The organism is Nocardia alni (assembly GCF_019038435.1).
GTDB classification, from domain to species: Bacteria; Actinomycetota; Actinomycetes; order Mycobacteriales; family Mycobacteriaceae; genus Nocardia; species Nocardia alni.
Map to the genome: position 1 here is coordinate 21,315 of NZ_JAGPOX010000057.1, position 12,658 is coordinate 33,972.

Here is a 12,658-nt window from a genome sequence, read left to right on the forward strand (position 1 = left end):
GTCACGGCACGAATGTGGTGAACTTGTCCGGGACGACACGGACGATCAGCCGTTCGGCACCCGGTTCGTCCGGGTGGGACGCACCGCCCATGTACCGGTCGTACATCTCCTGCCCGAGTGTGTTCCGCGGATCGTCGGTGATCTGCACATGGCCCCGGATCTCGACGTACCGTCCGTCCGACGTGCTCGCCACCACGAGGCTCACCCGGGGGTCACGCGTCATGTTGCGGGTTTTCACCCGGCCCTTGATGGTGCTGAACGCGAAGGTGTCACCCTCGTCCTTGACGAAGATCACCGACGATTGCGGACGTCCGTCGGGGCCGACGGTCGAGAGAATCGCGTGGTGCGGGCCGTCGATCAGCTCGTGTACCAGGCCGGCAAGCTGCGTGGTCATGGATGTGGTCCTTTCCTTGTGTTCGCCTACGTTGGGGTAGACCAGCACCGTCCGGGAAAGGAATCGGGTCCGCCCGATATCGCCGCCGAGGACCTCGCCACTCGAGTTACAGTCCCGCCGTGCAGAGCGAACCATCGCAGACCGACTTCACCGGGCGCACCGAGCAGTACCGGCGTGAATTGCTCGCGCACTGCTACCGCATGCTCGGCTCCCTCGACGACGCCGAGGATCTGGTCCAGGAGACCTACCTGCGCGCCTGGCGTTCCTACGACGGGTTCGAGGAACGGTCCTCGATGCGAACCTGGCTCTACCGGATCGCCACCAACGCCTGCCTCACCGCTTTGCGGCGACGCGGTCGGCGGGTGCTGCCGTCCGGCCTGGACGCGGCGAGTGAAAACCCTTATGCCGTAAGCACGGACACGGATGGCGACGTCGAATGGCTGGGCCCGCTGCCGGATTCGCTGATCACCTCCGAATCCGACGATCCCGCGGCGGTCGCCGCCACCCGAGACAGCCTGCGCCTGGCGCTGATCGCCGCACTACAGCACCTGTCCGGCCGCCAGCGCGCGGTCCTGCTGCTGCGCGACGTGCTGAACTTCTCGGCCCCGGAGGTGGCCGATCTGCTCGACACCAGTACCGCCGCGGTGAAGAGCACGCTGCAGCGCGCCCGCGCACATCTGGACGAACTCGCTACGACCGCCCGGGGTCCGGCCCGGCCGACGACCACCGAGGCGCACGCCCTGCTTGCGGAGTACATCGCCGCGTTCGAGAACTCGGACGCCGCGGCACTGGAGCGGATCCTTCATCGCGACGCCGTCATCGAGATGCCACCGTCGCGAACCTGGTTCTCCGGCAAGCGAATCTGTGCGGTGTTCCTGGCGGAGCAGGCAGTCGGCGAACCCGGCGACTGGCTGATGCTGCCGACCTCGGTCAACGGCCAACCGGCCGCCGCCGCCTATCACCGCGATGCGAACGGTGTCCACATCCCTTACGGAGTCGCGGTACTGTCCACGACACCCGATGCGATCACCTGCATCTCGGTGTTCGGCGATCCGGAACTGGTGCGCCGCTGCGGCTTCGGCGACGCCCCACCCCCGCGCTGAAGTGCACGGGCCGACCGCCGCCGACGAGACACCAGCTACTCTCTGTGGTCGCGCGCCCGCTCGCTTGTCGCGAGCGGTCACGCCGACCCGGTAGCGGCGACCGGACAGCACGACGAGCCGGTTGGAGCGCCGGGTCGCTGATGACGAGCCGATCGCGCCGGCGGACCAAGATCCCCGGCGGTTATCCACCGAGCGGCGAGATGCAGCCGAGTTGCTCGGCGACCGATTCCTGCGTCGAACGCACAACGCACCGGCAGGGCGGACGCGATCCGCCCAAGTGCCGCCAGGCTGCGGACACCGAGATTCGGCCCGCCCGGCACACCGGTAGCGTGTCGTTCATGGCGGCGCCGCACCCCACCCTGTCGACGCCCGGCACGCGCACCCTGGCGCAGGCGTGCCGGGCCGATGTCACGGCGATGACGCGTCGGCTGCTGGCGGCGATCTTCACCGACAACCCGGAGTGGACCGACTACACCTCGGTGCCGCGCGCGGATCTGCGCGACGGATGCCGGCGGTATCTGACGCGGATCCTGGATCTGCTGAGCGGTACCAGCACCGATCCCGAGCACGACGATGTGGCCGCGGCCATCGGCAAGCACCGCGCCGAACAGGGCGTGCCGCTCGAGGCGATGCTGCGTACCTTCCGGCTCGGCGGCGGCATCGTGTGGGAAGCGTTGCTGGACAAGGCGGATCTGACCGAAGAGGCCGATAGTGTTGGGCCGCAGGAGATTCGGCAGGCCGGAACCGCCATGTGGACCGTGATCGACGGGTTGTCCTCCGCGCTGGTCACCTCCTACCGCAACACCGAACTCGACCAGGTCCGCCGCGACGAACGCCGCCGCCACGCCCTCATCGAGGACCTCCTGGCCGGGCGCGCCCACGACGCCGCCTTCGCAGCCCGCGCCGCCCGCGAACTGAACCTCCCCGCGCAGGGCTCCTACCTGGTCGTGGCGGCCCGGGCCAACGGACGCCCACTGCACGCCGGCGTGGACACCGCTCTTTCCGCCTCGGGCGTCCGCTCGGTCTGGCACGACCGGGTCGACACCACCATCGGCCTGGTCGCCCTGGAACACCGCACCGAAGACGTTGTCCTGCAACAACTTCGCCCACAGGTCCGCGGCCGCGCCGGCGTCTCCCCCGCCGTTCCCGATCTGGCACACGTGGATTCGGCGCACGCCCTGGCCCTGATCGCCCTGCAAACCCTGCCCGCCGACGCCACCGGCCTGGTCTCCCTGGACGACCGCTACCCCGAGGCCCTCCTGGTCCGCTCCCCCGACCTCACCGACCTCCTGCTCACCCACACCCTCGGCCCCGTCCTGGACCTCCCCGCCCGAGACCGCGACACCCTGCTGCACACCCTCGCGATCTGGCTGGCCGAAAACTGCTCCGCCGCCAACGCCGCCCCCCGCCTGCACTGCCACCGCAACACCGTCATCAACCGCCTGGCCCGCATCTCCACCCTGCTCGGACGACCACTGGACGGCCCACGCATCCACCTCGAACTATCCCTCGCGCTCGCCGCCCTCGGCCTCGGCGCCACAACCAACTGACCCGGCGACACGAATCGCACAGCGAGCAGCTCGCGACAATCACCCACGCGAGACACGCGCCGATCCACAGCAAAGGCGCATGCGAAGGGTGCGGAGTCGACGAGCAACACGACGGCAGCGAACTCGTTAACGCGCCCATCGAGAGTGGTGGGCACCACCGGCGATCAGCAAAAGCACACTCATCAGCACGAAAGCACTAGCGGCACCCTCGGATTCAACACTTGTCGCGTCATGATCCCGCAGCATGGCAAAGCTCGGGAAACATCTCGAGCGACAGCCGAACAGCCTGGCCTGCAACGTAAATCACGGCCCCAAGCCGCAATGGTATTGCGATTGCCCGAAGTAACCCACTACGATCTGTGACGCAATCAAGCTCGTCGCACCCGATAGCCCCGGGCAATATGTCCTAATTGTATTGAAAGACAGCATCTTTCAAGCACCCAACACCACGAGTTCTCACCCCGCTCCCCCGGCAGGCAGACCGTTCACCATCCAGACCGGATCCCCCACCGCTCACGGTCTCCTGCCGTGCCGATGGTCGGCAACCCGTCCGGCGCTGACAGCAAAACACGGCACGAGGATTTCCCTCAGCACCCCTTGCATGCACCGTCAGAGGACGGTACGCTCTCCGATGTACCGCCAAACAAGTGCAAGGTCTCCGAGGTCGTCGCTGGTCACAGCCGTGACGCTCGATAGGAGGACTCGATGCTGTTGGCATCTTCAGCGACATTGGCCCATAAACCCCGTTTATCGGTGCGTCTACATCCAGAGAGCACCGGCGGGTAATTCTTATTTATCCGAAATATGCATCAACCGAGGAACCTGAAATCACTACGATCGAAGCCTTCTCGAGCCGTGTCTGGAGTGCTGCTTCAGCGCAGTGAATTTTGTCTGCTGGTCGGCGGGCGGTACAGCCGATTCACATCATGAGATCACATCGCATCGGAAGTAACGGTGGTCCATCAATATTATGACTGATCCCAGAGAATATGACCTGATCGGAATAGGTTTCGGCCCGGCCAATATCGCGTTGGCGATAGCGCTGGAGGAAGACCCGGACACCGAACTGAGAACGGTGTTCGTGGAAAAGTCTCCCGTACCGCAATGGCAGGAGAACATGCTGCTCGGCGGCTCCGACATTCAACATCACCCACTACGAGATCTGGTATCACTGCGCAACCCCCGCAGCCGATACTCCTTCACCAATTACCTGTTCGAAAACCAGCGCCTGATCGAGCATCTCAATCTACCGACCCCATTTCCGCTGCGGATCGAGTATGCGGATTACATATCCTGGGTACGCAGAACCCTGAGCGCGCCCGTCATCTACGGAACGGCCGTCATCGGCATCGAGTTCGATCCCGAGACGGATCTCTACACGGTGACCACGAGCGACGGCGACCTGCTGACCGCGCCGCAGGTCTCGCTCGGCCCCGGTCGTACCCCGCTCATCCCGGATGAGTTCGTCGGCACACTCGATTCGCGCCGGGTCGTGCATCTGACCGATTACCTGTCGGCGGCCGGCACGTTCGACCCGGCCACCGACCGCCGGATCGGCATCGTCGGCGGCAGCCAGTCGGCCGTCGAGCTGGCACTGGACATCCGGCGCCGATTTCCGGCGATCGACGTCGGCATCATCACTCGCTCGTGGTCGTTGCGCGCGAAGGATCACAGTCCGTTCAGCGAAGAGATCTACTTTCCGCAATTCACCGACTACTACCACCGGTCGTCGAAGGCCGCGCGGCGGCGGCTGGACCTTTTCACCAGACCCACCAACTACTCCGCGGCCGATCTGGATGTCCTCGAGCGGCTCTACGCGGAAATGTACGAAGACAGGCTGCACGGCAGATCCCGGACCCTGATATATGGCGACTCCGAGATCGTCGCCGTCGCCTCCGGGCCGCATGAGGCATTGACTCTGACGACACGGAACGCCACCACCGGTCACCACGACGAGCTCGTCTTCGACCGCGTCGTGCTGGCGACCGGGTTCCGCGATATGGGTGGCGGACAGGACGATGAGCACCACCACCCCCTGCTCGGTGGTGTCCATCGCTGTCTGCGCTCGGACAGCGACGGCGACCTGCTCGTCGAGCGCGACTACAGCGTCCGCCCGGTCTCCGGTACGGCGCCGATCTATCTGAACGGGCTGTGCGAGAGCACCCACGGCATCGGCGACGCGGGATCGTTCAGCCTGCTGAGCCTGCGAGCCGAACTGATCGCCCGCTCGATCCTCGATTGCCACGACCGCTCTCGGGCCGGAACCTCCGCCTCCGCATAGAAACAGGTATTTCATGACAACCACCGTCGGTGCGTCACGTCACGACAACCTCGAACTGTTCAGCACGCGCACATTGCCGGGACCGCGGTCGGCCAGGTTACTGGCGGACCAGGAGCGACAGGAGTCGAACGCTCGAACCTATCCGCGCCGTCTACCGTTCGGGATCGCCTCGGCGCGCGGCTCGATCATCACCGATGTCGACGGCCACCGCTACGTCGACCTCCTGTCCGGCGCCGGGGTGCTGGCACTGGGCCATTCGCACCCCGAGCTGACCGCTATCGCACAGCGGCAACTCGAATTGTTCGTGCACGGGCTCGATATGCCGACTCCCGCCAAGGCCGAATTCACCGATAAACTGCTGCGCCGGGTGCCGGGCTACGACTCCGGGTCGGACAATTGGAAAATTCACTTTTGCGGTCCCACCGGCGCCAACGCCGTCGACGCCGCGGTCAAACTCGCTCGGGTCGCCACGGGCAGGCACGGCGTCGTCAGCTTCCAAGGCGGGTTCCACGGAACGACTCACCTGACGATGGGCCTGACCGGGCTGCTCGCGCACCGTGCGGGCCTGGCCGGTATCGGTGACGGCGTCACTTTCCTTCCCTATAGCGACAATCGCAACTACCCCGATCAGCGCGGGGCAGATCATCGGTTCCACACGACGCTGATCGAAAGCCTGCTGACCGATCCCAACGGCGGTATTCCGGAGCCGGCGGCGATCATTCTCGAGATCGTCCAAGGCGAAGGCGGCGTGGTCCTGGGCGACCACAATTTCCTCACCACCGTGGCCGATCTGGCTCATCGCCTCGGAGCCCTGCTGATCATCGACGAGATCCAGACCGGATGCGGTCGGACCGGAACGTTCTTCGCCTACGAACGTCATGGAATTCGACCCGACATCGTCTGCCTTTCCAAGGCACTGTCCGGCATCGGGACTCCGGTCTCGGTGCTGCTGTACCGCAGCGAGCACGATGTATGGCAGCCCGGAAGCCACACCGGCACCTTCCGTGGCAATCAGATCGCCTTCGCCACCGGCAGCGCCTTCCTCGATCTGCTCGACCGCGACGGAATCCTCGACCACGTCGCCGCCATCGAGCGCGCCATCGATTCGAGTCTGAGCCCTGTGCGGGACAGATATCTCGAAGTGCACGACGTCAGAGGCATCGGCGCCATGTGGGGTATCGAATTCGCCGCGACACCCGACCACCGCGATACCGGTGGCGTCATCGCCAAGGCCGTGCAGAGCCTCTGCGTCCGCCGCGGTGTCGTGACCGAGGTCGGCGGCCGCAACGATAGCGTCCTGCGCCTGCTTCCCCCGCTGAACATCGATCTCGATCTGCTCGCCGATGCCTGCACCGTCATCACGACCGCCATCGACGAGGTCCTCACGACAGGAGTAGCGCAATGACCGCCGACGTCGACCAAGCGCCCGTGGTGTGCATCGGCTACGGGCCCGCGGGAGTCGGGCTCGCGGCCGCACTGACCGATCTGGGCTACCAGCGAAAGCAGGCGGCGAAACTCGCCGAGCAGGCGGTATATCTGGAGCGGCAACCGGAGGCGGGCTGGCAGCCGGAGTTGATGCTCGCGGGGACCGATATCCAGCATCACTACCTTCGTGACTTCGGCACGCCCCGAGACCCGCACACACGCTTCGGTTTCATCAACTATCTGCACGCGCACAACCGGTTCTACGAGTTCACCCAGCGCAGCGGATATCCGGAACGCGTCGAGTGGGACGACTACTGCCGGTGGGTCGCTCGCAGCGCCGACGGCCGCCGGTATTACCAGACCAGCGTGCAAGCCGTCCGCGAGGACGCCCTGTCCGACGGGAGCGGCCCGGCGTATCGCGTCGAATATCGCGACGAGGCCGCCGGTTCGAACCGCGCGATCGTCACACCGGCTGTAGTCGTCGCGACGGGCTACACCGCTTACGTCCCACCCGAATTCGACACCGCCGATCCGCGCGTATTCCACTCGGAGCGCTACCTGACCAGCGTCGCCGCTCTCGACTCACCGCGTTCCATCGCGGTTGTCGGGGCCGCGCAGACGGCCGGCGAGATCATCCTGGATCTGCGTGGCCGCTTCCCCGGCGCGACAGTGCATTCGATCGTCCGCAACAACGGGTTCAGCATGTACGACCTCGGGCACTTCGTGAATCGCGCGTACTGGCCCCAGGAAAGGGCCGCGTTCGCCACCTACCCCGCCGCCGCGCGAGCGGAGGTTTACGCCGGTCAAGCCAGGACGAACTACGCCGCGGTAGACCCGGACGTATCGACCGCGCTCTACAACGACTGGTATCGCGGGCAGGTGCTCGGCGACCAGAAGTTCCACATCCACATCCGATCCACTACCCGGCTCCTCGGTCTCGACGGCGATCGACTGAGTCTCATGATCACCGACCGTCACACCGGCCACCATCGAGAACGCCTCGGCGTCGACGCGGTGATCCTGTGCACCGGTTACCGCCAACCCGCGGTCCCCGAGGTCCTCACGCCGGTCGCCGACGGATTCGCCGTCGATCCCCATGGTGATCTCGTCGTCGATGCGACCGGCGAGATCCAGAACCGCGACGCCGGCAATCCCGGGTCGGGCATCTACCTGCACGGCGTCGCGGAACGACAGCAAGGGATCGGTAGCGCGGCCTCGTTCAGTCTGCTGGCCGTCCGATCCGGCGACATCGCCGAATCGCTGCTCACCGCTACTCACCCACTCGCCGCGACCACGTCCGTATAGCGGAAGGAACGGAGAACACGATGCTGACATTCGACCTCGACGACGAGCCTTGGGCCGAAGAACCCGCGTTCAACACCCTCTCACGACGCCTGTTCCCGTGGGCCGGTCTCCGCGAGATCAACTGGGGCGGTTCATGGGTCAAGGTCCGGCCCGGGGAGACCACGACGCCCCATTCACACGACGAGAAGGAGATGTTCTTCATCATCGCCGGCAGCGGGTATCTCACGCACGGATCCGAAAGGGTCGACGTCCGCTCGGGAACGACCGCCGTCATGACACCTGGCGTCGAGCATTCGCTCACCAACATCGGCGCCGACGACCTACTTTTCCTGGCCGTCTGGTGGACCGACGACCAAGAGGTGCCGTCGTGACGGCGGCCGGCCTGGTCGACGTCGCGGTGGTCGGGGCGGGGGTGATCGGGTCGAGCATCGCCCACCACCTGCAAATCCAGCAGACGACGACCATCGCCTTCGACAGCATCGAACCCGCTCGGCGGGCGCATCATTCGGCCAGCGCCAACTCGGGCGGGATCATCCGCGCGGTCCACAGCAGACCCGAGGAGACGATGCTGACCATCGCGTCGTCACGCGCCTACCGCCATATCGACGCCACACTCGGCGGAGCCGTCTCGTACACCGAGGCCGGATTCGCCTTCATCACCGACCACAGCCATCGACGGGCGGTGCTGGACCGAATCGCATTGATGAGGTCCCTGGACTATCCCGCTGAATTGCTGGATGCCATGCAACTTGGTCGGCGATGGCCCGAGATCTCTTGGCGGACAAACGATATCGCCTTGTTCGAACCGGCATCCGGATCCATCGATGTGAGCGGCGCGCTCACGGCCTTCCAGCACAGCCTGATCGCCCACGGGGGCGAGGTGACCCCGGAGACGGTCACAGGTTTCGCACCGGCGGCGGACGGTCACTGGGTCGTAACCACAGACGATGAGAACGAATACCACGCCACGACGGTAGTGATCGCGGCCGGCCCGCACACCACCGAATTGCTGCGCACGACACGTCATCACGAGCTGCCCGCGACCCCGACACGACTGGGCGTGGTGGAGATCGCGTCCGAGCACAGCCGCGGCGGTATCCCGCACGGGTTGTCGTTCATCGATGACATCACCGGCGGCTACGCGATCTCCCGCCCCGAGATCACCTATCTCGGGGCGAACGGCCGAGTGTCGCCGACGGACTCGCAGAGCACACTCACCGACGGTGAACAGGATGCGATCCGCGACACCGTGAATATCCGGCTGCCCGCACTACACGCCGCCCCGACCGCGGGTACCCGGGTCGGAACCGACGCCACGACCAGCGACGGACGACCGCTCATCGAACAGCTGGAGCCGAATCTGTTCGTCTGCAGCGGCTTTTCGGGCGGCGGCGCGAAAATCGCGCCCGAGATCGGCCGCCTGACAGCCCAGTGGGTGCTTACCGGCGCTCGCCCCGAACTCCTGTCCCGTTACGCCCACTCCCAGGACGATGCCCATGCCACACCGGTCTTCTCGTATCTCTGACACAGTAAGACGGATTATCGGCGTCGCACACGCCAAGGACCCGGCAACCAACACGGTGCTGGAGGCCGTGATCCATCCGGGTGTGCAGGCCATTCTCGCCCATCAACTCGCGCACCGGCTGTTCACCGCGGGGCACTGCGCCTCGGCGCGAGTGGTCGCGATGCTTGCTCGAATCGTCACCGGCCTCGACGCTCATCCCGGCGCCACCATACATCCCACGGTGTTCATCGACCACGCACTCGGTGTCGTGATCGGAGAGACGGCCGTCGTCGAGCAGAACGCCATGCTGTACCACCATGTCACCCTCGGGTCGGTCGGATGGTGGAAGGACAAGGGGTTCTCCGTCCGGCACCCCACCATCGGCGCCAATTCGATTCTCTGCGTGGGTTCGTCGGTTCTCGGGCCGGTCACGGTCGGGGCCAACGTCATCGTCGGAGCGCACGCCGTGGTGCTCGCCGACGTCCCCGATGACACACACGTTCCCGCCGGAAGCGTCTGGGCCCGTGCCGAACATCGCGGCGCCTCGGAAGATCCCGACAGCCGGCCGCACACCCTGAGCGCCTTCTGACCGACAGAAAGAACATCATGTCGAATTTCATAGTCACCGCCGCACCCCCGAACCCGAACGGCGATCTCCACCTCGGACATCTCGCCGGGCCCTTCCTCACTGCCGACATCGCCGCGCGAGCCTTGGCACTCGCCGGCAACAGCGTCAGCCATGTCGGATACATCGACGAGCACTCGTCGTACGTCGTCCGGCGCGCTCGCGAGCTGTCCACCGATCCCTACACCGCCGCAGCCCTTCTCGGAGATCGCATCGAGACCACCCTCGCGCAGGCGAACATGCGCCCCGCCACCGTGGTCCGGCCGCTGCGTGACCCGTCGCACGACGCCCGGGTACACGCCGGGTTCGAAACCCTGTGGCGCAGCGGCCATATCACGACCGACCCGGATTCGGCGGTACTCCGGTGCACGAATTGTTCTCGGTACCTGTACGAATGCGAGGTTCGCGGCGCCTGCTCGTTCTGCGACGCCCCTTCGGACGGGATCTACTGCGAGCAATGTGGAACTCCCCAGACGCCGACCGGCTTGATCCATCCGCGATGTACACGCTGCGATGGGACCGACATCGCCACTGCCCATCATCCTCGGCTGATCCTCGACATCGAACGTCTGCGCCCGCAGTTGCGCGAGATCCTCGAAGCGGTCACTCCGCGCCCACGCACGCTGCGGTACCTGCAGGAACAACTCGCGCGCCCGCTGGCGCCGGTACCCATCAGCAGGATCGGCGACTACGGCGTGCCGGTGCCGCTGCCGCAGTGGCAGGGACATTTCCTCGATACCTGGTTCAGCGGGGTGTTCGGATATGCCAACGCCGCCGACCTCGACAATCGCCGCAGGCGACGATTCAGCAGCGACGTCCCGTGGCAGGACGAGAGCGTGGACGTCGTCGAGGCATTCGGATTCGACTGCTCGTTTTCCCACATGATCCTGTGGAACGCCATCGCCATCTGGTTGCACTGGCCCGTTCGCCTGAACTATCTCAGCAACGAGTTCTATCAACTCGATGGGCTCAAGTTCTCCACCAGCCGTGGGCACGCCATCTGGGGAGCCGACTATCTTCCGACCACATCGTCGGACATCCTGCGCTTCTACATGGCGCTCACTGGCCCCGAGATCGAACAGACCTCGTTCAACGAAGCCGACTACGACGAATTCTCGGGCAGGTACAGGACAGCGATACAAGAGCTGTTTCAGATCGCTACCGACGGCGATGAAACCGCGGGCGCGGCGCCCCGCGCTGTCGACATGCCGCCGCTGGTGGAACGAGTCGCCAAACAATGCCGTGACGCCTACCTCCCGCATACATTCAGCGCTCGCGCGGCAGCGACGGTTCTCACCGAACATGTCATAGACGACCGTGCGCTGCTCGAACAGCTCGAAGCAAGCACCGCCGAGGTTCGGCGTGCCGCGTTCGACACGCTGGTAGAAGCCTTCCATCCGCTCTCGCCGTACTGGACCACGCATCAACTCGTCCAAGAAGGGCAGGCGTCCGCTGTCGCCCTGGACGGCCTGGTGCGCCCCGCGACGGCACAGACTCTCGCCAGTCGATATGACTCGAACAGAACGCTCGTCATCTGACGCGGAGGCGGCGGACGATCCGGCACCGCGGGCGGTCGTCGCCTCGGTGCTCGGATCGGGAACACTCCTGATCGGCTTGTGGACACCTGGGCTCGCGGTAGCCGAGCGGTCGGTCGTGGCCTTGCTCTACGCGGTGGCCACCATCGCGGTGGCTGTAGGTTTCGCCCGTCGGCCGCGAGTCGATTTCTGGTCGCCGACCATTCGCACCGGACTGTACGTCTTCGGCATAGCCGGCGGAACATTGACGCTCACCATTGTTCCGGCGATTCTGATAACGCTGGCGCAGGTCCCGTCTCCGGTCCACTGGTTGGTCGTTTTACTCACCGTCGCTGTCGCCGCGCAACTCGAGCTTCCCGCCGTTGTGACGACCGGAATGCTCGGGATATCCCTCGCGGCCATGGTCGGCACGCACCTATCGATCACGGAAATCGTATTGGGGCACAGCGCCTTTCTCTCGCACGGTCTGCTCGCGACGATATACGCGTGCTTACCCGTCGCACTGACGGTCGTCGGCTGGGAACGGCTCGGGCTCGGCGCCTCCGGCAGGCGGCGGACTGCTGTCTGCCTCGCGATCACCATGGCGGTCACCGCCGTTGCCTTCTGGGGCGGCGCAGGTGTTCCCGGCCATCGGCACGAGGTGAGCCGCGCGTCGGCGATACTCGTGACGATCGCCGTCGCCGGCTATGCCGGGCGGAATATCGCGACGATGACGAACCTGCTTCGGGTGAGAAGGGGGATCCGGCTGACGAGGTTCTGTGTAGCCACCGGGTACACCGCACTCGCGGCCACCATCGCGGCGAACATGCCAGGCCTGACATTGCTGCCGCTCGTCTTTCCGGCGATAGCGACGGCGTGCCTGTACATCCCGGTGATAATCGGTTCGGACAGATGTGCCCGCTACCGAGAAAACGGACCTTCGCGGTGAATTCGAGA

11 protein-coding genes are annotated in these 12,658 nt (G+C 65.5%); 10 read left to right on the top strand and 1 reads right to left on the bottom strand.

Annotation, left to right across the window (positions count from 1 at the left end; genetic code table 11):
• Position 1: 1 nt before the first annotated feature.
• On the bottom strand, positions 2 to 394 hold the full coding sequence (locus tag JZ791_RS21955) for a PPOX class F420-dependent oxidoreductase (RefSeq protein ID WP_216897063.1): 393 nt from the start codon (positions 392 to 394) through the stop codon (positions 2 to 4).
• 119 nt (positions 395 to 513) lie between these two features.
• On the opposite strand from JZ791_RS21955, the gene JZ791_RS21960 reads away from it, so the two are divergent.
• The 10 genes from JZ791_RS21960 to JZ791_RS22005 all read left to right on the top strand — a co-directional run bounded on the left by JZ791_RS21960 (position 514) and on the right by JZ791_RS22005 (position 12,650).
• Positions 514 to 1,497: a sigma-70 family RNA polymerase sigma factor gene (locus tag JZ791_RS21960; protein WP_308163031.1), complete on the top strand. Its 984-nt coding sequence runs from the start codon at positions 514 to 516 to the stop codon at positions 1,495 to 1,497.
• A 338-nt stretch (positions 1,498 to 1,835) separates the two neighbouring features.
• Positions 1,836 to 3,047 (top strand): PucR family transcriptional regulator, encoded by a 1,212-nt coding sequence (locus JZ791_RS21965; RefSeq protein ID WP_216897065.1) that lies wholly within the window; start codon positions 1,836 to 1,838, stop codon positions 3,045 to 3,047.
• A gap of 970 nt (positions 3,048 to 4,017) precedes the next feature.
• Positions 4,018 to 5,328 (top strand): SidA/IucD/PvdA family monooxygenase, encoded by a 1,311-nt coding sequence (locus tag JZ791_RS21970; protein WP_216897066.1) that lies wholly within the window; start codon positions 4,018 to 4,020, stop codon positions 5,326 to 5,328.
• Positions 5,329 to 5,341: 13 nt separating this feature from the next.
• The gene (locus JZ791_RS21975; protein WP_216897067.1) at positions 5,342 to 6,733 is read left to right on the top strand and encodes an aspartate aminotransferase family protein; all 1,392 of its coding nucleotides are present in this window, start codon (positions 5,342 to 5,344) and stop codon (positions 6,731 to 6,733) included.
• Positions 6,730 to 8,058 carry a SidA/IucD/PvdA family monooxygenase gene (locus JZ791_RS21980; protein ID WP_216897068.1) on the top strand — a complete coding sequence of 443 codons (1,329 nt, stop codon included), beginning with the start codon at positions 6,730 to 6,732 and terminating at the stop codon, positions 8,056 to 8,058. Before JZ791_RS21975 ends, JZ791_RS21980 begins: the two co-directional genes overlap by 4 nt.
• Before the next feature lie 20 nt (positions 8,059 to 8,078).
• The gene (locus JZ791_RS21985; RefSeq protein ID WP_216897069.1) at positions 8,079 to 8,429 is read left to right on the top strand and encodes a cupin domain-containing protein; all 351 of its coding nucleotides are present in this window, start codon (positions 8,079 to 8,081) and stop codon (positions 8,427 to 8,429) included.
• The gene (locus tag JZ791_RS21990; protein WP_216897070.1) at positions 8,426 to 9,583 is read left to right on the top strand and encodes an NAD(P)/FAD-dependent oxidoreductase; all 1,158 of its coding nucleotides are present in this window, start codon (positions 8,426 to 8,428) and stop codon (positions 9,581 to 9,583) included. The genes JZ791_RS21985 and JZ791_RS21990 overlap by 4 nt, the downstream gene beginning before the upstream one ends.
• 67 nt (positions 9,584 to 9,650) lie before the next feature.
• Entirely contained in the window at positions 9,651 to 10,151 is a 501-nt protein-coding gene (locus tag JZ791_RS46565) for a serine O-acetyltransferase (RefSeq protein WP_216897071.1), read from the top strand.
• 17 nt (positions 10,152 to 10,168) lie between these two features.
• Entirely contained in the window at positions 10,169 to 11,725 is a 1,557-nt protein-coding gene (locus tag JZ791_RS22000) for a class I tRNA ligase family protein (protein ID WP_216897072.1), read from the top strand.
• On the top strand, positions 11,697 to 12,650 hold the full coding sequence (locus JZ791_RS22005; protein ID WP_216897073.1) for a hypothetical protein: 954 nt from the start codon (positions 11,697 to 11,699) through the stop codon (positions 12,648 to 12,650). Before JZ791_RS22000 ends, JZ791_RS22005 begins: the two co-directional genes overlap by 29 nt.
• Positions 12,651 to 12,658 lie beyond the last annotated feature (8 nt).

What these genes read in the sequence shown, in the direction of transcription:
- JZ791_RS21955 (WP_216897063.1), bottom strand. Translation starts at nt 394, where the DNA reads ATGACCACGCAGCTTGCCGGCCTGGTACACGAGCTGATCGACGGCCCG.
- JZ791_RS21965 (WP_216897065.1), top strand. Translation starts at nt 1,836, where the DNA reads ATGGCGGCGCCGCACCCCACCCTGTCGACGCCCGGCACGCGCACCCTG.
- JZ791_RS21970 (WP_216897066.1), top strand. Translation starts at nt 4,018, where the DNA reads ATGACTGATCCCAGAGAATATGACCTGATCGGAATAGGTTTCGGCCCG.
- JZ791_RS21975 (WP_216897067.1), top strand. Translation starts at nt 5,342, where the DNA reads ATGACAACCACCGTCGGTGCGTCACGTCACGACAACCTCGAACTGTTC.
- JZ791_RS21980 (WP_216897068.1), top strand. Translation starts at nt 6,730, where the DNA reads ATGACCGCCGACGTCGACCAAGCGCCCGTGGTGTGCATCGGCTACGGG.
- JZ791_RS21985 (WP_216897069.1), top strand. Translation starts at nt 8,079, where the DNA reads ATGCTGACATTCGACCTCGACGACGAGCCTTGGGCCGAAGAACCCGCG.
- JZ791_RS22000 (WP_216897072.1), top strand. Translation starts at nt 10,169, where the DNA reads ATGTCGAATTTCATAGTCACCGCCGCACCCCCGAACCCGAACGGCGAT.
- JZ791_RS22005 (WP_216897073.1), top strand. Translation starts at nt 11,697, where the DNA reads ATGACTCGAACAGAACGCTCGTCATCTGACGCGGAGGCGGCGGACGAT.